At 38.3% G+C, this 26,079-nt stretch carries 22 protein-coding genes; all 22 read left to right on the forward strand.

The window, feature by feature from the left end; all coding sequences use genetic code 11:
* Positions 1-4 precede the first annotated feature (4 nt).
* The 22 genes from IGI64_RS04170 to IGI64_RS04275 all read left to right on the forward strand — a co-directional run bounded on the left by IGI64_RS04170 (position 5) and on the right by IGI64_RS04275 (position 26,064).
* The gene (locus tag IGI64_RS04170; protein WP_016624108.1) at positions 5-712 is read left to right on the forward strand and encodes a glycosyltransferase family 2 protein; all 708 of its coding nucleotides are present in this window, start codon (positions 5-7) and stop codon (positions 710-712) included.
* 88 nt (positions 713-800) lie between these two features.
* Entirely contained in the window at positions 801-1,673 is an 873-nt protein-coding gene (gene rfbA, locus IGI64_RS04175; protein WP_429939565.1) for a glucose-1-phosphate thymidylyltransferase RfbA, read from the forward strand.
* A gap of 6 nt (positions 1,674-1,679) precedes the next feature.
* Positions 1,680-2,252 carry a dTDP-4-dehydrorhamnose 3,5-epimerase gene (gene rfbC / locus IGI64_RS04180; protein ID WP_429939566.1) on the forward strand — a complete coding sequence of 191 codons (573 nt, stop codon included), beginning with the start codon at positions 1,680-1,682 and terminating at the stop codon, positions 2,250-2,252.
* A gap of 21 nt (positions 2,253-2,273) precedes the next feature.
* Positions 2,274-3,302 (forward strand): dTDP-glucose 4,6-dehydratase, encoded by a 1,029-nt coding sequence (rfbB, locus tag IGI64_RS04185; protein ID WP_016624105.1) that lies wholly within the window; start codon positions 2,274-2,276, stop codon positions 3,300-3,302.
* 190 nt (positions 3,303-3,492) lie between these two features.
* A complete protein-coding gene (gene rfbD, locus IGI64_RS04190) occupies positions 3,493-4,347 on the forward strand; it encodes a dTDP-4-dehydrorhamnose reductase (protein ID WP_034862018.1) in 855 nt (284 codons plus the stop codon).
* 34 nt (positions 4,348-4,381) lie between these two features.
* Positions 4,382-6,394 carry a DUF7657 domain-containing protein gene (locus tag IGI64_RS04195; protein ID WP_429939567.1) on the forward strand — a complete coding sequence of 671 codons (2,013 nt, stop codon included), beginning with the start codon at positions 4,382-4,384 and terminating at the stop codon, positions 6,392-6,394.
* 55 nt (positions 6,395-6,449) lie between these two features.
* Complete coding sequence (locus IGI64_RS04200) at positions 6,450-7,706, forward strand: EpaQ family protein (RefSeq protein WP_429939568.1); 1,257 nt, start codon at positions 6,450-6,452, stop codon at positions 7,704-7,706.
* A gap of 267 nt (positions 7,707-7,973) precedes the next feature.
* Positions 7,974-8,780: an ABC transporter permease gene (locus IGI64_RS04205; protein ID WP_016624101.1), complete on the forward strand. Its 807-nt coding sequence runs from the start codon at positions 7,974-7,976 to the stop codon at positions 8,778-8,780.
* A gap of 11 nt (positions 8,781-8,791) precedes the next feature.
* Positions 8,792-10,012 carry an ABC transporter ATP-binding protein gene (locus tag IGI64_RS04210; RefSeq protein WP_034862013.1) on the forward strand — a complete coding sequence of 407 codons (1,221 nt, stop codon included), beginning with the start codon at positions 8,792-8,794 and terminating at the stop codon, positions 10,010-10,012.
* Positions 10,002-11,585, forward strand: a complete 1,584-nt coding sequence (locus IGI64_RS04215; RefSeq protein WP_429939569.1) for a class I SAM-dependent methyltransferase — start codon at positions 10,002-10,004, stop codon at positions 11,583-11,585. Before IGI64_RS04210 ends, IGI64_RS04215 begins: the two co-directional genes overlap by 11 nt.
* Positions 11,586-11,631: 46 nt before the next feature.
* Positions 11,632-13,770, forward strand: coding sequence for a glycosyltransferase family 2 protein (locus IGI64_RS04220; protein ID WP_429939570.1), 2,139 nt, complete (start codon positions 11,632-11,634; stop codon positions 13,768-13,770).
* A 250-nt stretch (positions 13,771-14,020) separates the two neighbouring features.
* On the forward strand, positions 14,021-15,412 hold the full coding sequence (locus IGI64_RS04225; RefSeq protein WP_016624096.1) for a sugar transferase: 1,392 nt from the start codon (positions 14,021-14,023) through the stop codon (positions 15,410-15,412).
* Positions 15,413-15,425: 13 nt separating this feature from the next.
* A complete protein-coding gene (locus IGI64_RS04230) occupies positions 15,426-16,466 on the forward strand; it encodes a glycosyltransferase family 2 protein (RefSeq protein ID WP_429939571.1) in 1,041 nt (346 codons plus the stop codon).
* Between the two features lie 203 nt (positions 16,467-16,669).
* A complete protein-coding gene (locus IGI64_RS04235; protein ID WP_429939572.1) occupies positions 16,670-17,542 on the forward strand; it encodes a LicD family protein in 873 nt (290 codons plus the stop codon).
* On the forward strand, positions 17,539-18,240 hold the full coding sequence (locus IGI64_RS04240; RefSeq protein ID WP_016624093.1) for an IspD/TarI family cytidylyltransferase: 702 nt from the start codon (positions 17,539-17,541) through the stop codon (positions 18,238-18,240). Before IGI64_RS04235 ends, IGI64_RS04240 begins: the two co-directional genes overlap by 4 nt.
* An 11-nt stretch (positions 18,241-18,251) precedes the next feature.
* On the forward strand, positions 18,252-19,307 hold the full coding sequence (locus IGI64_RS04245; protein ID WP_429939573.1) for an NAD-dependent epimerase/dehydratase family protein: 1,056 nt from the start codon (positions 18,252-18,254) through the stop codon (positions 19,305-19,307).
* 1 nt (position 19,308) lies between these two features.
* Positions 19,309-20,289 carry a glycosyltransferase family 2 protein gene (locus tag IGI64_RS04250; RefSeq protein ID WP_429939574.1) on the forward strand — a complete coding sequence of 327 codons (981 nt, stop codon included), beginning with the start codon at positions 19,309-19,311 and terminating at the stop codon, positions 20,287-20,289.
* Between the two features lie 15 nt (positions 20,290-20,304).
* Positions 20,305-21,687: an O-antigen ligase family protein gene (locus tag IGI64_RS04255; RefSeq protein WP_429939575.1), complete on the forward strand. Its 1,383-nt coding sequence runs from the start codon at positions 20,305-20,307 to the stop codon at positions 21,685-21,687.
* Positions 21,688-21,694: 7 nt separating this feature from the next.
* Positions 21,695-22,528, forward strand: coding sequence for a LicD family protein (locus tag IGI64_RS04260; protein ID WP_429939576.1), 834 nt, complete (start codon positions 21,695-21,697; stop codon positions 22,526-22,528).
* A 14-nt stretch (positions 22,529-22,542) separates the two neighbouring features.
* Positions 22,543-23,523, forward strand: a complete 981-nt coding sequence (locus IGI64_RS04265) for a glycosyltransferase (protein ID WP_429939577.1) — start codon at positions 22,543-22,545, stop codon at positions 23,521-23,523.
* A complete protein-coding gene (locus IGI64_RS04270; RefSeq protein ID WP_429939578.1) occupies positions 23,520-24,944 on the forward strand; it encodes a lipopolysaccharide biosynthesis protein in 1,425 nt (474 codons plus the stop codon). Before IGI64_RS04265 ends, IGI64_RS04270 begins: the two co-directional genes overlap by 4 nt.
* Positions 24,945-25,107: 163 nt before the next feature.
* A complete protein-coding gene (locus IGI64_RS04275) occupies positions 25,108-26,064 on the forward strand; it encodes an NAD-dependent epimerase/dehydratase family protein (RefSeq protein ID WP_429939579.1) in 957 nt (318 codons plus the stop codon).
* The last annotated feature ends 15 nt before the right edge of the window (positions 26,065-26,079 follow it).

Below are 26,079 nucleotides of genomic sequence, written 5' to 3' on the forward strand. Positions count from 1 at the left end.
GAAGGTGCTTTCTGTTTGTATAGCAACATTCAACGGAGCAAAGTATATCCGCGAACAATTAGATAGTATTTTATGCCAGCTTTCACCTGAAGATGAGGTGATCATCTCGGATGATGGTTCCGCAGATCAAACACTGGATATTTTAGCAGAGTATCAGAAAAAAGATCCGCGCATCAAATTATTTGAAGGTCCGCGCCAAGGGGTTATCGCAAATTTCGGCTATGCTATTGCACAAGCAAACGGCGAATTGATCGTATTAGCTGACCAGGATGATATTTGGCTGGACACGAAGATAATAACGATCAAAAAGTACTTTTTTGAACATCCTGATATTCAGGTCGTCGTTACGGATCTGCGGATCGTAGACACTGACCTTGATGTTCTTTATCCTTCTTATTTTGAATATCGAAATGCAAAAGAAGGCTGGATACGAAATCTTATAAGAAGTAATTATATCGGAGCAGGAATGGCTTTTCGCTCGTCATTAAAAAGTGAGATATTGCCTTTGCCTAAAAAAATCCCGATGCATGATATGTGGATCGGACTTCTGGGCGGAAGAAAAACAGCGTTCATCCGGGAACCGCTGACGCTTTACCGAAGACATGAGTCAAATGCGACAGAGATTAAAACAAGCACAGGACTTGGACAAAAATTCCGCTGGCGCTGGCAGCTTGTTTCCGCATTGTTCCAGCGCAAAGTATTTAAACGCTAATAAAATTACGAGAAATTTCATGACAAATACAGTGAATGATGCGATAATGAAAAATGAAATTCACAATGGAAAAGGAGCGCTTTTATTCATGAAGGGAATTATTCTTGCAGGAGGCAGCGGTACACGCTTGTATCCTCTAACAAAGGCAACATCAAAACAATTAATGCCGATTTACGATAAACCAATGATCTATTATCCAATGTCTACATTAATGCTTGCTGGAATCAAAGATATCTTGATTATTTCAACGCCGCAAGATACACCTCGTTTCGAAGAGCTGTTCGGTAACGGACATGATTTAGGACTTAATATCGAATATGCTATCCAAGAAAGTCCAGACGGCTTGGCTCAAGCTTTCTTGATTGGTGAAGAGTTTATCGGTGACGACAGCGTCTGCTTGGTGCTAGGAGATAACATCTACTATGGCGGCGGATTATCAAAAATGTTACAACGTGCAGCAGCTAAAAAAGAAGGCGCAACAGTTTTCGGCTACCACGTCAATGATCCGCAACGTTTTGGTGTAGTAGAATTTGATGAAAATATGCAAGCTTTATCGATTGAAGAAAAACCAGAAGAACCAAAATCAAATTATGCAGTAACTGGTCTTTATTTCTATGATAATGATGTTATTTCGATTGCAAAAACAATCAAACCATCTGAACGCGGCGAATTAGAGATCACTGATGTCAATAAAGCTTACTTGGAAAAAGGAACACTTTCTGTAGAATTGATGGGCCGAGGCTTTGCATGGCTTGACACAGGCACACATGAATCACTTTTAGAAGCCTCAACCTTTATTGAAACAATCGAAAAACGTCAAAATCTGAAAGTTGCCTGCTTGGAAGAAATCGCTTATCGCATGGGCTATATCACAAAAGAGCAATTAGCAGAATTAGCACAGCCGCTTAAAAAGAACCAATATGGTCAATATTTATTGCGGTTAGCAGAAGAACAGGAGTAAGAAAGCATGAAAGTAATCGATACGAATCTGACAGATGTAAAAATCATTGAAATGGATGTCTTCGGCGATCATCGAGGATTTTTCACAGAAAGTTATTCGAAAGCAAAATTTGCTAAACATGGGTTGGATTTTGATTTTGTCCAAGACAACCATTCATTATCAGCAGAAGCTGGCGTTTTACGCGGACTTCATTTCCAAAAAGGCGAAGCAGCTCAAACAAAATTGATCCGCGTCGTTACAGGAGCTGTTTTGGATGTCATTGTCGATATCCGTAAAGGCAGCCCAACTTACGGCAAATGGGAAGGTTATATCCTTTCAGAACACAACCATCGCCAATTACTTGTTCCTAAAGGCTATGCACATGGTTTTGTCACATTGACGCCGAATGTCAACTTCCTTTATAAATGCGACAATTATTACAATGCAGAAGCTGATGGCGGAATTGCATTTGACGATCCGGAATTGGCAATCGATTGGCCAATCGATCCTTCAAAAGCGATCATGTCTGAAAAAGACCACAACCATCCTACGCTAAAAGCGTTTGAAGAAGAGAATCCATTTATTTATGGTGAAATTTAAAGTGAAAGGGCTAGATAGCGAATGAAAAATATCATTGTTACTGGAGGCGCGGGATTTATTGGTTCTAATTTCGTGCATTATGTTGTAAAAAACCATCCAGAGGTCCATGTCACTGTTTTAGATAAACTGACATACGCTGGAAACAAAGAAAATCTAGCTGGACTTCCCAGCGACCGTGTAGAATTAGTGGTTGGAGATATCGCAGATGCAGAATTAGTTGATCGTTTAGTGCAAGAAGCAGATGCGGTCGTCCACTATGCTGCTGAATCACATAACGACAATTCATTAAAAGATCCGTTTCCGTTTGTCCAAACAAACATTATCGGCACTTACACATTGATCGAAGCATGTCGGAAACATGGTGTGCGTTACCATCACGTTTCTACGGATGAAGTTTATGGCGATCTGCCTTTAAGAGAAGATTTGCCAGGACATGGCGATGGTCCAGGAGAAAAATTCACTGCGGAGACACCTTACAATCCGTCAAGCCCTTATTCTTCGACTAAAGCTGGTTCAGACTTGCTGGTAAAAGCATGGGTACGTTCGTTTGGATTGCAAGCAACGATCTCTAATTGTTCAAACAATTATGGTCCTTATCAGCACATAGAAAAATTCATTCCTCGTCAAATCACGAATGTTTTAAGCGGTATTCGTCCAAAATTATACGGCGATGGAAAAAATGTGCGGGATTGGATCCATACAAATGATCATTCTTCAGCTGTATGGTTGATTTTGACAAAAGGAAAAATCGGAGAAACCTATTTGATCGGTGCAGACGGAGAAGAAAACAACAAGACTGTGATGGAGCTGATCTTAGAACTTATGGGTCAACCAAAAGATGCTTACGACCACGTCACAGACCGCGCTGGACATGACTTGCGTTACGCAATCGACTCTGCCAAACTAAGAGAAGAACTTGGATGGACACCAGAATTTACGAATTTCCGTGAAGGACTGGCAGACACCATCAACTGGTATAAAGAAAATGAAGATTGGTGGAAAAAAGAAAAAGAAGCCGTGGAGCAAGCTTACGCGAAAAACGGCCAATAATCGATCCATCAATTAAAAAGATTGTTAAGGAGCTGTGACGTAAGTCCAATTCCAGCGATAACTCCGAATATTCGACAACTGTTGTAATGGTTATTTTGCGGCAAACGCCTGCTGGACAAAAGACGGTATTCGAACTGAGTGCTGGGAACTTATGGCACAGCTCCTTTTTAAACAGAAAGGAAGAGAAGCTATGATTTTATTAACCGGAGGAAATGGGCAGCTTGGAACAGAACTGTGTCATTTATTAGATGAAAAAGAAATCGAATATGTTTCGACAGATGCGCATCAATTAGATATCACAGATGCTGAAAAAACAATGGAATATATCACGACGTTAAAACCAGACTTCATCTTCCATTGTGCTGCTTACACAGCTGTAGATAAAGCAGAAGATGAAGGACGCGAATTAGATGAAAAAATCAATGTAGATGGTACAAGAAATGTTGCACTAGCTGCAAAAGAAGCTGGTTCAAAACTGATTTATATCAGTACAGACTATGTATTCGATGGAAAGAAAAAAGACAGTGAATACCAAGTGGATGATCAAACAAATCCATTAAACGAATACGGAAGAACAAAACTTTTAGGCGAACAAGCGGTTCAGGAGATCTTAGAAGATTACTATATCGTCCGTACATCATGGGTGTTTGGCGTTTATGGTCATAATTTTGTGTTCACGATGCAAAAACTTGCTGAGACGCGTGACCAATTGACCATCGTAAATGATCAATTTGGACGACCAACATGGACACGTACATTAGCGGAATTCATGGTATATCTAGTACAAGAGAAAGCACCATATGGCATCTACCATCTTTCAAACGACAACAGCTGCTCTTGGTATGAGTTTGCAAAAGAAATCTTGAAAGACAATACGAATGTGACAGTCTCACCAGTTACCTCAGAAGAATTTCCGCAAAAAGCAACGCGCCCGCAATACTCAGTAATGGATCTAAGCAAAGCGAAAAATCTAGGTTTCTCTATTCCAACTTGGCAAGAAGCGTTAGCACAAATGCTTGCGCAAGCTGAAGCGAATAAACAATGATTCTTTCAGAGTTGGGAAGGAATTAGGTAAATATATGGAGACACAGACAAGACGAGCTGCCCGTAATACCGGCAGCTCACAAAAATCTAGAAATGGATTTTTGAAAGTATTTGATGTTTTGCTTAGCTTACGCTATTTGATCGGACTTCTAGTCATCATCGTCGCCGTGACATTCAATTTGAACGGCAGCTCTATGGGTGTGTGGGATCAGTATGTTTCTCAACGAGCAGATGGAAAAGAAACCGATGTATTATTTGGTGAGAATCGGGAAGTACGTTCGGATGAATGGCTGGTCCAGACACCGTTTTATTTCTCACAAGTTGAAAGTGATTATCCAGTGATCAATGATACATATTCACTTTCAGGACAAAATATGATTATTGCTTACAATTCTCCGGTCAAAGATATCACAGTGATCGGCAAACCATTCAACTGGGGATTCTTTTTCCTTGGGCGCGACCGCGGCTATTCTTTTTACTGGGCAATGAAACTCGTCTGCTTGGTTCTGCTTAGCTTTGAACTGCTGATGATCATTACGCAAAGGCGGAAAGGCTTGTCATTTGTTGGGGCGTTCGCCGTAGCTTTTGCCCCGGCTGTGCAATGGTGGTTTATGCAGCACGTAGGAGATTTGATTTTCTTTACGGTCGGCTTAATGATCACTTTTTATTATTATTTTGCTCAGCATCAGAAGAAATGGCTGAGGATCTTGATGATGTTATTGACGGTCATCTTCGGGCTAGGATTTATTCTCGTCATTTATCCGGCCCATCAAGTGATGTTGGCCTATCTTTTGATCATCTATTTCGTTGGTCTTTTGATCCATTATAAAAAGACGATCGTTTGGGATTGGCTGGATGCGGTCTTGATTATTGGCGCGCTAGTGATTCTTGGAGGGATCTTGTGGCACTTCTGGTCGATTTCTAAAGATGCGCTGCTGGCGTCTCTAAACACAGTTTATCCTGGAAACCGAGTAAGTACCGGCGGGAAGTGGCGGCTTGGCGAATTCTTCTATTTCTTGACGAACTGGAAGATCCCGTTTGAAGATATCAATTTTTCCAATAATTCAGAAGTTGCTTTGTTCTATCATTTCTTCCCAACTGTGTTATTAGCAAGTCCTTTTGTCTTGTTTGGGAAAAAGAACAGTGAACAAAAACTGATTGGCCGAATCTTGATGATCTTCTGTTTGTTCTCGTTTTTCTGGATCGCAGTGGGCTTGCCAAAACCATTGGCACAATTAACTTTGTTATCTTATGTCCCACCGTTTCGTGCGTTGCTGACGTTTGGGTTTGCCGCACTCTTGCTGACGATTTGGTTCATTAGTTATATTTGGAAGGAAAACGTGATTCCAAACTGGTACAAAATCATTTTATTAGTCGTAAACGCTGGTCTTTTTTATTACAGTATCACAGACTCAAAAATGACACGTTACTTCTCTGATTTTGAAACGATCGGTGTCGCTCTGGCGGGAACGCTGATTTTGGCATTCGCACTATTCAAATGCAAAAAACTCTTTTATCTTTCTTTTGGCGCTCTTGTCATTGCTTCTGGATTTTTCGTCAATCCAATCGTAGAAGGAACAGGAGCTATCTTTGAAAAGACGCTTGCAAAAGAGATCCAAAAAATCGACCAAACTGATCCAGATCAAATGTGGCTGTCAGAAGATGAAATCTATAACTTCACACCAGCACTAGGGGTAAAATCATTCAATACCGTTCGCTTTTATCCTGATTTAGAGGCTTGGGAAAAAGTTGATCCAGATGGGAAGTATGAAAAATACTACAATCGTTATGCGCATACACGGGCATTTATTGCCAAAGAAGATACGAAATTCCATTTGGACCGTCCAGACAAGATTTCTGTAACGCTGAATTTTGAGGATGCCAAAAAACTAGGAATCAAATATGTGGTCAGCCAGCGTCCGTTGACTGATTACAACCAATTGTATGAAGCGCAATTCACGCAGTTGTATGGTCCAGACAAGGATGGATTTATGATATTCAGCGTAGACTATTCTTATATGCAGGATGAGCCTTCGCTTGGCCAATAAAGAAGACAACTCTTGGATATGACACAAAGTAAAAAAGATTCAGGAGAAAAGAGGAGTGGGAAAAATCGAAAGAGCAGTACAGAAAATAATCGACAAAATGAGCGTTATCTTCGTCCTCCTTTTCGTATTAGCTTTTTATTTTGTGTGGACGACAGGGTTAAGCGACCCAAATGCTTCATTTTTATATGAACACAGTACGCAATTTGCTGCGTATGCTGTGATTGTTTTATTTTTATTGAATATCTACAAAGCACGCGGCGCCGATTTTATCTATATCGGCGCGGCTGCAGCAATTTATTTTTTCTTTGCCTATTTTAGAGAGAGTCGATCGAGTTCCTTTTATGGGGATATGCTGATTCCATTGATCATCGGATTTGTTTTGACAATCAAATGGACGAACTTCACGAAATGGGATCGTGTATTTTATTTCTTGGTCTTTTATATTATTTTAGGAATAACAGTTTATCGGGTCTTTACAGAGATCCAAGTGCCAGACGGTCAAAGTATCTGGGCAGCAGATAATAAGTTATCAGATATTTGGATCAACACGAATACGATCGGCAGCTCGCTGATGACACTTGCTTTTCTGGTCACAGGTTTTGCCAGCTCTTTTGAAAGATGGTACATGCGGCTGTTGGCTGTGCCTGCAAATGTTGCTGCATTTCTAGCAATCTGGGTTTGTCAATCTCGCGGGGCGTTGGTTGCCATGATCGTCTTTTGGTTGTTAGATATTGTGCCGAAAGTGGTGATGCGTTTTATTCGAGCACCATTTATCGCCTATCTTTTGACCACTGTACTTGCCTTGCCGATTTCTTATATCGCTGCACAATCAGAAACAATCAACTTGTTTACGGGAAGAGAAGATATCTGGAAAGATTTTTATCAGACTCTTTCAGAAAAAACAAGTCAAGTCTGGGTAGGGATGAAACCATTCTTATACACGAAGAGACCAAATCAAATTTTAGGAAACCACAACAGCTATAATTCGATTGTAAATCTTTATGGAATCGTTGGATTGATCCTTGTTATTCTGCTGTTATTGTTCTTTGTAGGACGTTTAACACTGAAAGCTGATTTGAGCAATGGCCAAATGACATTTTTATGGGCATTTTTTGGTGTGATGACACAATCCTTTATGGAAGATACCCTGGTTTCTTTTGCTTGGCTGCCGATCATTTATCTATTGTTAGGAATGAGTGCGCATGGTTCTCAGAAGAAAAAAATACCAGAAGCACCACCTGCACCGATCGAAAACACCGATGAGCAAACCTATGATCCAGAATCAAGAGTTGCACGATATCACGGAAATTAATACAATTATTTAGCAGAATCCAAACGGGCTGATCGACAACTGTCATCAGTCCGTTTTTGCTTGTCTGAAAGGGAATGTCACATAGTTTCGCTTGTTATACAGGTTTTCTTCTGTTTCATTGCAATTAAGGTATATCTTTTGTAGAATAATAACGTTCGGATCATTTTAGTTAATAGAAAATTAAGAATTAGACAAAGAATCAATCAAATGCTGATAGTATGGTAAAATGGCAGTTGATTGTAAGAATTTGCTTGGAGGAATAAATACATGTTTAAAGACTTGTTTTCATTTATGAAAGATATTTACCAGAATAGAAAACTGCTGCTGCAATTTTCTTTGAATGATTTTAAATCTCGCTATGCGGGCTCTTTTTTAGGAATCTTCTGGGCATTCATCAATCCAGTGTTCACTGTATTGATCTATTGGCTGGTTTTTGGATTCGGATTAAGAGCAGCAATGACAGACGGAAAGTACCCTTTTATCGTTTATTTGATCACAGGGATGGTTCCGTGGTTCTTCTTTTCCGATACATTCACTTCTACGACTTTGGTATTCCGCGAATATACATATTTAGTCAAAAAAGTTGTGTTCAATATCCGTATCCTGCCTAGTACAAAAATCTTGTCTAACCTGTATACTCATTTATTCTTTATTTTGATCGGGCTAGTCGTTGCATTGGGCCATGGGATTTTTCCTTCATTGATGACACTGCAGGTGATTTATTATCTTTTCTGTATGTGTGCCTTTTTGACAGGACTGACTTGGCTGACAGCGTCTATCCAGCCTTTTCTGCCAGATATCATGCAATTGATCACGATCTTGTTGCAGTTGATCATGTGGACATTGCCGATTCTTTGGAGTCCGAGCCAATTCAACCCAGCGATCGTTCGAATTTTAAAATTAAATCCGCTGTACTACATCGTTCAAGGGTATCGTGAATCATTCTTGAGTCAAGCTTGGTTCTGGGAACATGGGATGTATACACTTTATTTCTGGGTCATCACACTTGCTTTATTTGTGATTGGTTCAGCAGTCTTCCGTAGATTGAAGCCGCATTTTTCAGATGTGCTGTAAGGAGAATAATGATGACAGAATATGCAATCGATTTAGAAAATATCACCAAATCATATAATATGTACGCAAAACCCAGCGATCGTTTTCGGGAAGCGTTGAATCCTTTTAAAAAATCCTACCACGATGTTTTTTATGCGTTAAAAGATGTGAACGTCAAAATCAAAAAAGGCGAAATGATCGGTTTCGTAGGAGAAAATGGTTCAGGAAAATCAACGATGCTGAAAATCATCACAGGGGTTTTGACACCGACAGATGGAACGATGGCAATCGATGGAAAAATCTCTGCCTTGTTAGAACTTGGCTCTGGGTTCAATCCGGAATATTCCGGCTATGAGAACATCTATTTGAATGGGATGGTCTTAGGATTCTCACGAGAAGAAATCGATGGAATGGTCGATGATATCATCGAATTCGCAGACATCGGTGAGCACATTTATCAACCAGTCAAAACGTATTCAAGCGGGATGTTTGTCCGTTTGGCATTTGCAGTAGCAATCAATGTCAATCCAGATATCTTGATCGTGGATGAAGCATTGGCAGTTGGCGATTTAGAGTTTCAGCTAAAATGTATGGAGAAATTTACTGAAATCAAAAATTCAGGAAAAACGATCCTATTTGTTTCACATGATATTAGTTCGATCCGACGTTTCTGTGATCGCTGTTACTGGATGAAAAATGGCGAGGTCGTAGAATTTGGTGACACGATGGAAGTAACGACCAACTATGAAAACTTCTTGAAGAAAAAATCAGTGAAATCAGTTGACCGAAACAAAACATCTGTCGTACGTCACGCGGCGCCTGATATCGTAGATGTGCTCAGCGCTGAGTTGCTGGATAAAAATAAACAGCCTGTCGATATGATCGAACAGGGCGAAAAACTTTATGTAAAAGTCACCTATGAAGTAAAAGACGATTCTATCAAAAATCCCGTATTAGGAATCGCGTTGCGGACGGTCGATAATTTTTATGTTTGCGGATTGAATACTTTACTAGACAACATCCAGATTCCATGGAAAAAAGGGATCAACGTCTTTTATCTGGAATATACAAAATTAGGACTTTTAGCAGGAGAATATTACTTTGATGTCGCAGTCTTTGAAGAAAATGCGACAGTGCCTCTCGTATATAAAACAAAATATATGACACTATTTGTAAATGGGTCTTACATCGGCGAAGGCATCGTGATTTTAGACCACGAGTGGGAAGAAGGAGAACACAGAGATGAAATATGATTTTGAGATGGATTTGGATGAGCAAAGCAGTGTCGGAAAAATTGCTGCACAGATAAAACCAGGAAGCAAAGTGTTAGAATTCGGACCAGGAAATGGACGGTTGACTAAACATTTGATTGGTGCAAAAAATTGTGAAGTCAGCATCGTAGAATTGGATAAAGAATTATTTGATTTCGTGAGTCAAATTGCACAAGACGGTTTTTACGGAGATATCGAGAGTTTCGAATGGGCTAATTATTTTGAAGGCAAGACATTTGATTATGTCTTGTTTGCAGATGTTTTGGAGCATTTGGTCGATCCAGGAAAAACGCTGGCGAAAGTTCGAGAATTTTTGAATGAAGAGGGCGAGATCCTGATTACTTTCCCTAATTTGGCGCACAATTCTGTATTGATCGATTTGTTCAATAATCAGTTGCCTTGGGCTTCTTACGGTTTGTTAGACGAAACACATAATTCTTTTTATACACATGAAGGTTTCCAAAAAGTATTTGAAAAAGCAGGATTGTTCATCAATATTGAAGATTACCTTCATTTGGCAGTAGAAGACACAGAATTGACGTCTGAATATCAAGATTTGCCGCCAGAAACACGGTATGCGTTCAAAATGCGTCCATTTGGCGAAGTTTATCAATACTTCTTTTCATTGAAAAAACATCCGACAGAGGCAAGTATAGCAGAGCCGAAAAATTCAACGTATGTCAAAACGATCGAAGCAGTGTACTATACAAATACCGAAGAAACTGTCCAATCAATCCCAATCAATGATTATACCGGGGAAAACGAAATACTTGTTTTGCCAATGCCTGCTGATTTGAACAAATTTGTGGTTCGTTTTGATCAACAGCCAAGTTTTATTGAATTTTCGGTTCAAGCAGCTGGCGAAAAATTACCATTTATCAATAGCAATGCGGTCATCAAAACAGCACAAGACTGCTATATTTTTGATGGATCAGAAACGCCGTACTTTGAAATCGATGAAGTAGCTGGAAAAGAATTAACGATCCATTGCCATTATCGTTTTACTGGTGAATTTTCTCAAACATTGAATGAATTGATGGAAACGATCAAACCAATGGCACATGCACAGCAGCAGCTGGAAGAAAAAATTGATCATTTGACAAAAGAAAAGCGGCATTTGCAAGAAAACATGAACGTACTTCAAGGAGAATTGGATACAACAGCTCAGCGTTATCATTCATTATTGGATCCTGAACGATGGTCAGTCAAAGAACGAGGTTTCCGCCGTATGAAAGAAACTTCTAAGAAAATCCAAGAAAAAGAACTCCTGCTGCATATCGACCAAAAAAATTGGGATCCTGAAACAAAGATTTTGACGATCAACGGCTGGGGCGCAGATAAAAGCACCCGCAGAGAACTAAGCTATTCACTCTCGGAAAATCAAGCGCCGTTTTTTGCTGCTGCTTCGATTTATCGGGAAGAAGTCAACGCAGCTGAAAACTTGCCGAAAGATGTTTCTGCAGGTTTCGAGCTGAGAATCTTGTGTGACCAGGAACAAACATTTATTGTGAAGGCAACTGCGCAAGATGGACGGTCTTGGCTCGTACAAATGTAGAAATACTAAACAAAAAATCACGAGGCTTTTTAAAGGAGAAAAAAACGTGACAAAAAAAGAAATAGCTGTGTTTATAGATCAGATAACTCGAGATCGTGCGACAGGTGATTTATTAGTCGTCGGCTGGGCCGTCGATGAAGTAACGAAAATGATCCCAACGATCAAAGTCGAAAAACCCAATGTCTTGATCGACGTGACTCACGTTGTTCGTTTGGATATCAATCATCTCTATGATTTAGATGTAAAAACCCAAAGCGGATTCAAAATCCGCATTTCAGGAAAAATGAGAGGAAAAGCTATCCTTGATTTCCAAACAAAAGATCATCAAAATGGGATCGCAGTGAAGCTTAGCGGTCATTATCCATATGAAGATGGTGTAGAAACCTCTTGGCAGAAGAAAAAACGTTTATTGAAAAAAGGGTTGAACTATACCCGGACATACGGCGTCAAAAAAGCATTGCGCAGAGTGAAAATGGAACTAAAACCTGGTTCTGTGGATTACTCAGAATGGATTCAAAAATATGAGAACATAGATTTGGCCGAGCAGAAAAAACAAGCAAAAACGTTGACGCATCAGCCGTTGTTTTCAATTTTGATGCCTGTATACAATGTAGAAACTAAATGGCTGGAAAAATGTATCGATTCTGTTTTAGCACAAACATATGAAAACTGGGAATTATGTATCAGCGATGATGCTTCAACTGACCCAGCGATCCGGAAAAGTTTAGAAAAATACCAGCAAAAAGATTCTCGGATCAAAGTTGTTTTTCGTGAAGAAAACGGACATATCAGTTTAGCAACAAATTCTGCATTAGAATTAGCATCTGGTGAATTTGTCGTGTTATTAGATAATGATGACGAACTTGCGCCATTTGCATTATTTGAAGTTGCAAGCGCCTTGAATGAAAAGCCTGAATTAGATTTGATCTACAGTGATGAAGATAAAATCGATGCAGACGACAATCGTTTTGATCCGCATTTTAAAGCAGACTGGTCACCAGATACATTGATGGGAAATAACTATATTTCACATCTAGGTATTTATCGCACAGAAATCGTACGAACACTGGGCGGTTTTCGTAAAGGCTATGAAGGATCACAGGACTATGATCTCGTTCTGCGATTTACTGAAGTTATCCCGGAAGAACATATTTATCATATTGATAAAATCTTGTACCACTGGCGAACGATTCCTGGCTCAACAGCGACAAGCGGTGAAGCCAAAAGCTACATTTATGATTCAGGTGTCAAAGCACTTACTGATACATTGGAACGCCGCGGGATAAAAGGAGAAGTGCGCCCAGGCCGCATCTCAGGTTTTTATGAAGTAACCTATGATGTACTTTCTGAAGAGCTTGTCAGTGTAATCATCCCTACAAAAAATGGTTATGAAGACTTGAAAATGTGTGTGGACTCAATCATTGAGAAAACGACTTACCCCAATTATGAGATCATCGTAGCGGACAATGGAAGTACTGATCCAAAAATGCAAGAATTATTTGACAGCTATCGTGAAAAATTGAAAGAACGTTTTATCGTCGAATTGATCGATATCCCGTTCAACTATTCTCGGATCAATAATTTAGCAGTAGAAAAAGCAAGCGGCAAATATTTGCTGTTCTTGAACAATGATACTGAAGTAATCGAGCCAGAATGGATGACTCACATGGTTTCTTATGCGCAATTCGATCGTATCGGCTGTGTGGGCGCAAAACTTTATTACCCTGATGACACGACGCAGCATGCGGGTGTATTGATTGGGATTGGCGGGGTGGCAGGACATGCACTGAACAATTATGATCGCAGCCATTGCGGATATTTCGGTCGTCTAGTGATCGATGTCAATTACATGGCGGTCACTGCTGCTTGCATGATGATCAAAGCTTCTGACTTCGAAGCGGTGGGCGGATTTGATGAAACGCTGGAAGTTGCGTTTAATGACGTTGACTTGTGTTTAAAAGTGTATGAATTAGGACGCTACAATGTTTATGCACATCAAGCAGAACTTTATCACTTTGAATCAAAATCACGCGGTTATGAAGACACACCTGAAAAACAACGCCGTTTTGCCGGTGAAATCAAAAAAATGCAAGACAGATGGCCAGCATACATTGCGCATGATCCATTTTATAATGACAATCTGACAAAAGAAGGAATTGGTGATTTTTCTCTACGTCCGGATTGAGACCATCTATAAACAAAAAAGTAAAAAATCAGAGAAGAAAGGAGATTTCTCTTTTCTTTTCTGATTTTTTATTTTTTTGTTTCAATAACAGGATTCTTTTAGAATGAATTTTTTAACAAGTGTTTTTATTTGAACGATTTTCATAGAATTGAAACTTTGAATTTCCTTTACATTTATGACAGAGACTAGGCTTTTATTGCTGGCTATGGTAAGATAATATAGGCATTATTCTGAAGTTAGGAGTGTATATATGAATAAAAATGGGGAGTGGAGTGCTGCTCGCAGGATATTTATTATCTTAATGGATGTTATTGTATATAATCTGTCCATTTATTTAAGTTTTTGGTTGAAATTCAATGGGGATATCCCAGCGCGTAACTTTGAAACATTCGAGCACTCAGCTATTTTTATCTCGATTATTTTTATTGCGCTAAATCTTTTACTGGGCGCTTATATTTTTTATAATCGAATAATCAGCGATATTATTTTTGTAACAGTGATCGGACAAGTACTCATGACGTTTGGGATCATGATCGTAACGTTTGCTGGCCGCTGGTTTGCTTTTCCGCGATTGGTTCTTTTGCTTGCGTTCGTGATTGGAACGATTCTATTAAGTATTTATCGGATCGTTATCTATAAGACTTATATGCAATTGAGCAGTGACAAACGATTAGTGATTGTGGGATTGGAAAAAGATGTAGCGCCAGCAATCCAAAATTTCAGTTCACTGAAAAACAACAAGCACAAAGTCGAAGCAGTGATCTTGGATAACTATTATGAACATACAAAACAAATGATCGATGAGGTAGATATCGTTTATCTGGCATCAGAGATCGAAGAAAAAGAAAAAATCGCTATTTATCAGCTTGTTACAAAAAAAGAGAAAAAACTATTCTTGAATACGACATTTGAAAACTTGACGATGATCAATCCGAATATCATGAACTTTGATGATGAAAGTATCATTGAAGCTTCAGGATTCCGTATCAAACCAGAAGATGAATTTTTCAAGCGTTTGTTTGATATCGTCGTTTCCTTGATTTTATTGATCATTGCTTCTCCATTTATGCTTTTGACCGCTATTTTAGTCAAAGCAACATCACCAGGACCAATCATTTACAAACAAGTACGGATCACGAAAAACCAGCGTGAGTTTTCAATCTATAAATTCCGTTCAATGAGTGCAACAGCTGAAGCAAAATCAGGACCTGTTTTAGCTAAAAGCAATGATGCGCGTGTTACACCAGTCGGTAAATTTATCCGTGCTGTCCGTTTCGATGAACTGCCTCAGATTTTCAATGTATTAAGAGGCGATATGTCGATCGTCGGTCCGCGTCCTGAACGTCCGTTTTTCGTTGATCAGTTCAATGAAGAAAACCCTTATTATTACTTGCGCCACAATGTAAGAGCAGGTATCACGGGGTATGCGCAAGTTTATGGGAAATACGTTTCCGATTACAACAGCAAATTACGTTTTGATTTGCTTTATATCAAAAAATATTCTTTCCTTTTAGACCTTAAGATCCTCTTGCAAACAATCAAGATCTTGTTTGATAAGATGTCTTCTCAAGGATTGGAAGAAGATGCCAATATCCATACATTAAAAGATATCGACTTCCCAGAAGAAAAGATTTATCAGTAGATTGGAGAAAGTTATGGATCATCCGATGTTTACTATTATTGTACCTATATATAACGCTGAAGAGAATGCGGAACGTTTGCTGACACGTTTGAGACAGCTGACATATGAGGACTACGAAGTCTTGCTTATCAATGATGGTTCAACGGATCGAAGCAAGGAGATTCTTGAAGAAGGAATCAAAGGCGATTCGCGATTCCAGCTGATAACTACTAAGAATCAAGGCCCAGGTCTCGCGAGAAATGAAGGGATCAAACGTGCTTCCGGAAAATATGTGCTGTTTTTTGATGCAGACGATTATCCAAAAAAAGATTGCTTGACCGATTATGCAAACATTTTGGAACAAAATCCTGAAACAGATTTGGTGATTAGTTCATTTGTTTTTCGGACAATGAGCGAAGGTAAACTTGTTTCTGAAAAAGAATACAAAGTTTCAGATTACCGCTATACTGAGAATGAGAAATTTTTGAGCGACATGTATGAATTGATGAACAAGCAGCTGATGTATGTTGTGTGGAACAAGTGCTATAAGCGAGAGATCCTAGAACAAAACGATGTCCAATTCAAAGGATACAGCAGCTGTGAAGATCGAATTTTCAACGTTTCTTATTACCAGTATTGCCAACAAGTGATCTTTAATCCTAAAATCGAATATGTGTATGAATTTGAAGGCGGGAAAGGAATCACGAACCAGTACAAAGAAAATAAATATGATACATTCAAAGAATTCTATGAAATGACTAATTTTATCACACAAGATCAGAACAAAGAAGGAATGGCTTCATTGCTCTTAAAAGGAACGACTTCTGTTATCCTTTCGATACTAGAAACGGAGAAGCTGAGCCGAAAAGAGAAAAAACAGGAGATTTTAACGATCCTGTCTGATCCAGCGATGCAAGAAGCAAAAAAAATCGCAAGAACAGATTCAAAAGCGAAAATGCTGATCAAACAATTGTATAACATGCCTAACCCAGTGATTCTTACTGTGCTGAAGGCGGGAAGTTTTGTTGAAGTGAAAATGCCAGGTGTGATGGCTGCATTGAAGCGAGGGTATTAGAACAAAGGTGCTGCGGACAAGTCAGCTGAAAAATAGTTTGCTAAGCGGTTTACGGCTGTTAAAAACTATTTTTTGGTAAAGATTTGCATCACAGCTCCTTTTTTCTTAATCCAAATCATTTGAATATCGTTTATGGATTTGAAAAAAGCATATAACTATGAGAAAATAAGCAAGATTAATAAAAAGATTGTTGAGGCGTGATTATGTATAGTACGGATACTAAATTAAAAAAAATCCAGCAAGTAAATCTCGAAATGGCACAATACTTTGTAGATTTTTGTAAAAGTCACGATTTGTTGTGCTATTTTTGCGGTGGCGGAGCAATTGGTGCTATCCGGCATCAAGGATTTATTCCATGGGATGATGATTTAGATTTTTTCATGCCAAGAGAAGATTATCAGCGCTTAGCAGAACTTTGGGGAACAGAACCACAGGCAGGAAAGTACGTACTGCTTCGCTCAGGGGAAAATTTCAATGATCGTAATTCTTTTACAACGATTCGTGATACTCAGACGACGTTTATCAAAACGTATCAAGAGGACCTGGATATCCCCCACGGCATTCAATTAGATGTTTTTCCTTTAGATACGGCACCTGATAAATCAAATGATCGTAAAAAACAAAAAATCTGGGCATTGATCCACGCGGTCTACCGCAGCCAGCAAATACCTAAAAACCATGGCAAACTAATGGAAACTGCTGGGAAATTTTTATTGAATATCGTATCAGATCGCACCAAGTATAAGATTTGGCGTTTTGCAGAAAAACAAATGACGAAATACAATGATCAGCCGACACAAAACCTCACAGAATTATGTGTAGGACCAAGATACATGGGAAATGTTTATCCTGCTGAAGATTTTGCAGAAGCAGTCTGGGTGCCTTTTGAAGACACTCAAATGCCGATACCTATCGGCTACGACGATTATTTGACACGTGTTTTTGGGGATTATATGGAATTACCTCCGCTAGAAGCGCAGGTTGCCCATCATGAAGCAGTATTTATAGATCCGGAACACCCATATGAACAATACAAAGGGAAATATTATTTAAATAAGGGAGCAGATAAATCATGATCACAGCTATTATTATCGCAGGCGGAGTAGGAAAAAGAATGGGACAAGATATCCCAAAGCAATTTATCAATGTTGACGGCAAGCCAATCATCATCTACACACTAGAATCTTTTCAGCAGCATCCTCAAATCGACAGAATCTTAGTTGTTTGCAAATCGGGATGGGAAGAAACGATGTGGGCTTATATCAAAGAGTTCAACATCAGCAAAGTACAATGGGTCATCAAAGGCGGTTCAAAAGGACAAGAATCAATCAATAACGGTGTACAGTTCCTAAAAGAATATTCTGAACCAGACGACACGATCATCATCCACGATGGTATCCGTCCTTTAGTAGATGAATTAGTTCTATCAGATGTTATCGTAAAATGTAAAGAATTCGGAAATGGTGTGACATCATTACCATATAACGAACAAATCTTCATCAAGAAAACTGAAACAACGACAGAACAGTATGTGGATCGCAATACATTACGTCGTGTTTCAACGCCGCAAGCTTATCAATATGGCAAATTGCTGGCTGCATATGACCGAGCAGTGAAAGAAGACATCGGCATGACAGATTCTTCTTACACAAATACAATGATGGTGGATTTAGGCGAAACATTGTATTTTGCAGCTGGATCAGATAAAAACATCAAATTGACCACAACAGATGATCTGGAACTATTCAAAGCATATCTAAAAATGAAAGACTAGGGGAGACAAAAATGACTTTAGTTGAACAGCCGCTATATCAAGCTGACTTGGCAAAAGTGATCGAACATACACCTGATCTGAAAACATTAGACGGCAAATCGATTCTGATGATCGGTGCTTCAGGAATGATTGGTTCTTTCCTGATCGATACACTAATGACAGCTAACCAAAAATTAGGAATGAACATCAAAGTATATGCGATGGGCCGAAACCGTTCGAAATTAGAAGAGAGATTTTCAAGTTATCTTGAAAATGACTTATTTGAAATCGTTCAAGGAGATGTCACAGAACCACTGCCGGCAGACCTTTATGCGGATTATATGATCCACGGTGCAAGCAATACCCATCCCAAAGCTTACGCAACAGATCCAATCGGTACGATCATGACGAACTTGATGGGAACAGAACAAGTGCTGAAACATGCAGCAGCTATGGAAGCAAAACGAGTGTTGTTTTTGTCTACAGTTGAGATCTATGGAGAAAACCGCGGTGACGTTGACAAATTTGACGAAGCCTATTCCGGATATATCGACTGCAATACACTAAGAGCAGGCTACCCAGAAGGAAAACGAGTCAGTGAATCTTTATGTCAAGCGTATTTATCAAAGTATGATCTTGATATCGTGATCCCAAGACTTTGCCGAACATTTGGCCCGACAATGCTTTTATCTGATACAAAAGCATCTTCGCAGTTTATTTTGAATGCAGCGAATCAAGAAGATATCGTGTTGAAAAGTGAAGGAAATCAATATTTTTCTTACATTTATGTAGGAGATGCTGTTTCGGCGATCCTTCACCTCCTTTTACATGGAGAAAAGGGCGAAGCATATAATATCGCTGATGAAGCATTTGATTTGCGTCTGAAAGATTTAGCTGGAAAATTAGCAGATATCAGCGGAAAACAAGTGATTTTTGAATTGCCGGACGAAATCGAACGTCAAGGGTTCTCAAAAGCGAATACAGCAATTTTAGACAATCAAAAAATCAAAGCAAACGGCTGGTCACCGCTATTTGAACTTGAAGAGTCGCTGATCCATACAGTCGAGTTAGTTAAAGGTGAGAAATAAAATGTGTGAAATTAGTATTATTATGACCGTTTTCAATGCAGAAAAATATTTGGAAAAAGCAATTTCTTCTGTTTTGGCACAAACATTTACAAATTTTGAGTTGATTCTTGTTGATGACGGATCAACCGATGCATCGGCAGAAATCTGTGACCGCTATAGCGAAAAAGATGGACGAATCAAAGTTATACACAAAGCAAATGGGGGCGTAAGCTCAGCAAGGAATACTGGATTAGAAAATGCAAAAGGCGAGTATATCGGGTTCGTGGATAGTGATGATTATATCGAATCCGATATGTATGAGTTCCTGTACAATAATCTTCAAAAAGAAGACGCTGATTTATCCATCTGCGGAATCTATGATGTTTATGAAGGCAAAGAACCGCAAGCCAAAGCGCCAGGGTATTATCTTTTGAACAGAAATGAAACAGTAAAAATGGTTTTAGAAGCGAAACTGATTTCTGTACATCCAGTAAATAAATTATACAAGCGTAAAGTATTTGACAACGTAAGATATCCAGAAGGCAAAATCACTGAAGATGGTGCTGTGATGTTTCATTTGTTGGAAAATGTAGAAACGGTGGTCGCTGATTTGGAGCCTAAATACTATTACTACCATCGATCAAACAGTATTACTACATCGCCTTTTGCAGAAAAAGACTTAGATACGATAGAAGCATGGAAGCAAAATGAAGAATACATTCAAAAAAGTTATCCAGAATACAAGGAAATTGCTCATACCCGAGTTTGCTGGGCTCATTTTATCGTTTTGGATAAAATTTTAATAAGCGGCACAGAAAAACAACATAAAGCAGTGACAAAACAAATCGTTCGTTTTTTACGTAAAAACTATCTTTTTATAGTACGTGACCCTTATTTCACTAGAAATCGAAAAATAGCAGCCACGGTACTTCGATTGAACGTATCTTTATATAAAAAATTGGCCATTTTAGAAGATGAAAAGTATAAAAGTAAAAATAGTTAGGTGAGTGTTAAAAAAATGAATTCTGCTAAGTTTCAAAAATATACAGAATACAGTAAAAATGGATTTATATTGGTGTTTGGGATTGCACTGATTATCAGGATCATCAATTACTATAGTTTGCTTCCTTCAAGACTAGATACATTGCTGTTTACTTTTATAACGGCTTGGGCTGCATTGATCACAGTAGTCGACATATTTACGAAGAATTTTACCATTAAAAAAACAGATTATTTTCTTATAGCGTTTCTTCTTGCAATATTATTGTCAACCTTTGTTAATGGACCATCAGGAATCGTAGATAACATCAAACTGCTGATTTGGCAATTCATTTATTTATTTGTTGTCTATCGTATTGGAAGAGAGACTCAATTTAAGCAGATTTTGCCGATTTTTGAAAAAATCTTGATCGCTAGTTGGAATATTTTAGTAATTATTTCACTTGGGATGTTTGCTGTAAAATACTCCAATGTAATGGCATTTGACAAGTTTTATAATGGATTCAGATCTGGATTTGTAGAGAACAGACTTTATGGTATTTTTTCAGATCCAAACTTTGCAAGTGCAACTTCTGTGGCAATCATTTTCTTAGCTGCCAAGCTTGTGCTTTCGAAGAAAAGTACATTAACAAGAGTTTATGGCGTGATTACGATCTTGCTTCAATTTATGTATGTGATTTTGTCTGGTTCCAGAACGGCAGAGATCGCATTGCTTATCTGTACGTATTTCGCAGTCTTCTTTCTTGTTTACAATCGCTTTGGCAAAAGTCTGGTTTCAAAATTGGCTTTAGCGGTGATTTGCAGTATCGTGTGCTCTGGTGTCGTATTAGGAATGGCTGAAGCTGGGAAGTATGCTGCTCCGAAAATTTCTGTAATCACAACAAAATACGCTCCACAATCTACTCGAGAACGAAATGAGAAAAAAGACCCAATTACTTTAGAGCGAAATGATGTTGTCAACAAAGATGATGTATCAAATAATCGGTTTGCATTATGGAAAAGTTCATTTGAGATTTTCCAAAGCAGCCCGCTTGTAGGAAGTTCTCCCCGAAACATGATTGAATATGCGCAAAAAAATCTTCCAGAGACCTTTATCGCAACAAAAAAACAAACATCACATAACTTTGTCTTTTATTTGTTAGCGACTACTGGTTTGTTAGGAACATTACCGCTTTTAGCTTTTCTTGCAATAAAAATCTGGAATACTTTGAAACATTTGTTTATGCGTTCCGTAGCCGACTATGATGTATATCTGTTAAATACAATGGCAGTTTTGGCAATTTTAGTATCCGCATTGTTCCTAACAGAGTTAGTATTGGTGAATAAAATCGGCAGCTTCATTTTTTGGCTGTATCTAGGTGGATTAACCGCATATGAACATACCAAAATAAAAGGTGAGTGAACGTAAAATGAAGAAATTGACGAATGAAGAAATCCAAAAAGTCAGTGTCGATATTTTAGTGTATATTGATAAATTATGTCGTGAAAACAATATTGAATATTCGATTTTCTATGGTAGTTTGATCGGTGTAGAACGCCACAAAGGATATATTCCGTGGGATGATGATTTGGATATCGTTTTGACAAGACCTAATTATGATTTATTGTTAGACTTGTTGAAGCAGCAAGATGAGTATCTTTTGCTAAGTCCTGAAACAACAGAAAAATATCGTTATGCTTTTGCTAAATTAGTAGATAAGAACACCAAAGCAGTCAGCAAACAGTATTATAATAGTGAAGACGAAAATCTAGGTGTTTACGTAGATATCTTTCCAATCGATGGTTTTCCAACTGATTTGGAAGAAAGAAAAAAATTCGGCGATTTATGTGAATTGTACAGAGCAAACATGGTGTTTTCATTGAACAGTTCTTACGCTGTATCAAGATCTTGGATCAAATCAAAAGTCAAACGAGTTTTATATTATCCAAGATACCGAAAACTGCTTCGACAAGGAGATTACGATTATTGGAAAAATAAATATGAGAACCTGGTAATCAAATATCCTTTTGAAGAAGCTGAATATTGCGGCTATATGGAATTCATCAATATTTATTGGGGCGTTTTTCCTACAGAATGGTTCAAACATTATGAAGATGTTGAATTTGAAGGCCATACATTTAGAGCAATCAAAGATAGAAAAGAGTTCTTGACTTTAAGATACGATGATTACATGCAATTTCCTCCAGAAGAAGAAAGGGTGACACATCATCCTTACGACTTTTATTTTAAAGATGAAGAATAAAGAGGTTTAAGTAAATGATGGGAAAATTAACAACTTCCGTAGTCATGGCTACGTATAATGGCGAAAAATATATCATTGAACAACTGGAATCATTAAAAGACCAGACACGCACATTGGATGAAGTGCTGATTTATGATGATCGTTCGACGGATAAAACAGCGATGATCATCCAAGAATTCATTAAAACAAACGATTTAAAAAATTGGAAGCTGGAAGTAAACCAAGTCAATCAAGGTTGGCGTAAAAATTTCATGGATCTGCTTGATGCTGCTTCAGGAGATGTCGTGTTTACTTGCGACCAAGATGATATCTGGTATTTAGATAAAATCGAGAAAATGACGGAATGTTTTGAAAGAAATCCTCATATTTCTGTACTAGTTTCTGATTACGATGAACGGATAGAATCTACCGGCAGTTCAGCAAAATTAAGAGCCATAAAAACAATCGCAGAAAAAGAAGACAAACGTGTAGTTTTTGAAAAAGAAAATGTTTTATTGAAACGACCAGGTTGTGTCTTTGCTATTCGCAACAGTTTTATCAGCAAAGTTGAAGAATATTATGACCAAGCGGAAAAATCGGCTCATGATATTGCTATGTGGGGAGCTGCGTTGATTTATGACCAGCTTTATTACCTGCCGCGTCCTACGATCCAATTTAGAAGACATGCGGAAAGTTCTTTTCAAAAAGAAGTGAGCTCATCCAAAAAGCAAACAGGAATCTATGGGGGAAGAATCAGCTCATTGAAACGCTTCAATGTTCGTTTAGATTCAGCGTTGAAATTTTTAGAAGCTCAATCAGCGATTCAAGACAGCGCAGCTAAAAAACGTATTTTTGAAAAAATGATGATAGAGAATGACGTTCGCATAGAAGTATTAGAAAGCGAAAAAATTTCCAGTATCTTAAGAAGAAGTTTAAGCTATAAAAAAACATTCCCTTACTTTGCGGACTTCTATCATATTTACAAATTAAAAAGAGCAAGAGGAAAAAGAAATTGAATGAGAAAGCAAAATCAGTTGTTAAAAATCTTTATTATACAGTAGCTGCCAATTTTGCTACGCTGGGAATATCTATTCTTCTTAATCTTTTTGTACCAAAACTTTTAGGCGTTACAGAATACGGCTATTGGCAGTTGTATGTGTTTTACTCCTCTTATGTCGGTTTCTTGCACTTTGGCTGGATCGACGGGATCTATTTGAAAATCGGCGGAGATGAGTACGATGAATTAGATAAAAAAGAATTGGGCTCGCAATTCTGGTATTTGATGATTTTTGAGCTGTTAGTATCATTTGGTGTGATTTTATGGTCTTGGCTGTTCATGCCGAAAGGAAACGAATCGTTAATCTTGTTATTAACAGCAATCGTGTCGATTGTGACGATTGCGAAAACTTTTATTTTATATATTTTCCAATCTACCAACCGAATCAAAGAATATGCGCAGCTTTCTAGAAATGACCGTTATTTGTATGTCATCTTTATTGCAATCTATTTTGCAACTGGCGGAAGAAACTTCTTCTGGCTAATCATCTTAGACATTCTTTCAAAATTGTTGATTACATTGTGGGGAGTCACTCGCATAAAAGATATGTTGAAATCCGGGATTATCGGACCAAAACTTTTGATGCCTAAGATTTTTGAGAATATCAATATCGGCAGCAAGCTCATGATCAGTAATATTGCCAGCATGATGATCATGGGAACGATTCGATTTTTTGTACAGCAACGCTGGTCCATCGAAGTCTTTGGTAAACTGTCTTTCACATTGAGTATCTCTAATATGTTTTTGACATTTATCAATGCGATCGGCATCGTGATGTTCCCGCTATTGAGACGCTCAAATCAAAGCAGATTGCCTGCATTGTTCAGTACATTAAGAGGTTTGTTTGTTCCTTTGACCTATGGGATTTTGTTATTCTATATTCCAGCAAAATTGATTTTAGGCGCATGGCTTCCTGAATATCGTGCTAGTTTGGAATTCATGGGGATTCTATTTCCAATCGTGATTTACGAAGGAAGAATGTCTATGCTGATCAATACGTACTTGAAAACATTACGCAAAGAGAAAACGATTTTGTTTGTGAATATTGCGACTTTAGCGGTCTCATTTGTTGCTTCATTGTTCGTTATATTTGTTATAGGTAATCTGGATTTAGCAGTCGGCTTGATTTTGCTAAGTTTAGGCTTCCGCTGTAACTTAGCTGAATTCTTCCTTTGCCGAGATATGGGTGTGCCGATTGGATATAAACAAATAATCGAAACACTTCTTACGATCATGTTTATCTTTAGTAATCTATGGTTTGGCGGAAGTTTTGTCAGCATGGGTGTCTATGCACTGCTTTATGTCATCTATCTAGTGCTTATCCACCGAAATTTTTTACAAAGCTTCAAAGAATTCCGTATCTTATTAAAGGGTAGTTAGTTGCAAAACGGAAAGTAAAGATCAATTCGTCAGCAAAAAACAAAAAGAAAATTAGTTTGAAACAAAGCAGGAAACAGTCAAGTTTCCTGCTTTTTTTATAGTGTTTCAAATATAAAAGTGCTAAACTAAAAAAGTAGTTGTAAATCAGACTGGAGTGAAAAGAGTGAAGAAGGTTTTAATTACTGGAGGGGCAGGATTTATCGGCTCTTCATTAGCCAATCGATTAAGCAAACAATATGAAGTCGTTGTTATCGACGATTTATCCATGGGAAAGAAAACAAATTTAGAATCATCTGAAAATATTACGTTCATGGAAGGTGATGTGACAGATGCTGGTTTGATGGAAGACGTATTGAAAGAAACGAATTTTGAATTGATATTCCATTTAGCTGCCATTGCAAGTGTAGCAGACTCAGTAGAACGTCCTTTAGAAACACACCGCGTGAATTTTGACAGCGTACTTTTGCTTTTGGAATTGATCCGGAAATACCAAAAAGACTTGAAACGTCTTGTTTTCAGTTCTTCAGCAGCTGTTTATGGCGATGAACCAACACTTCCAAAACAAGAAGAATCAGTTATTCGCCCATTAACACCTTATGCGGTCGATAAATTCGCAGCAGAACAATACGTATTAGATTATTGTCATTTGTATAACGTCCCAACAAGTGCTGTCCGTTTCTTCAATGTGTATGGACCAAATCAAAATCCAAACTCTCCATACAGCGGAGTAATATCGATTTTGGTCGACCGTTATAAAAAATTATTAGATGGTGAAGAAAGTTCATTTACGCTGTTTGGCGACGGCAGTCAGTCACGGGATTTCGTGTATATCGAAGACGTCTTGCAAGGATTGATGCTGGCGGCGGAAAAAGAAGAGGCGTTAGGAAAACAATTCAACATCGGTACAGGGAACGGAACGACATTGCTTGAACTGATTCAAGCAATCGATCAAATCTTAGACGTTGAACTTCCAATCGACAAACAGCCAGAACGTGCAGGGGATATCCGTGATTCATTGGCAGATATTTCTAAAATCCAATCATTAGGATATATGCCGCATTTTGATATTTTAAGCGGTATGAAGAGTTACCTGCAAACAGAATTGAAACTAAGTGTTTAAGAAGAAGTTTTCCGC

Source organism: Enterococcus sp. DIV0210g (genome assembly GCF_050559705.1).
In the GTDB taxonomy this organism is placed as follows: domain Bacteria; phylum Bacillota; class Bacilli; order Lactobacillales; family Enterococcaceae; genus Enterococcus_B; species Enterococcus_B faecalis_A.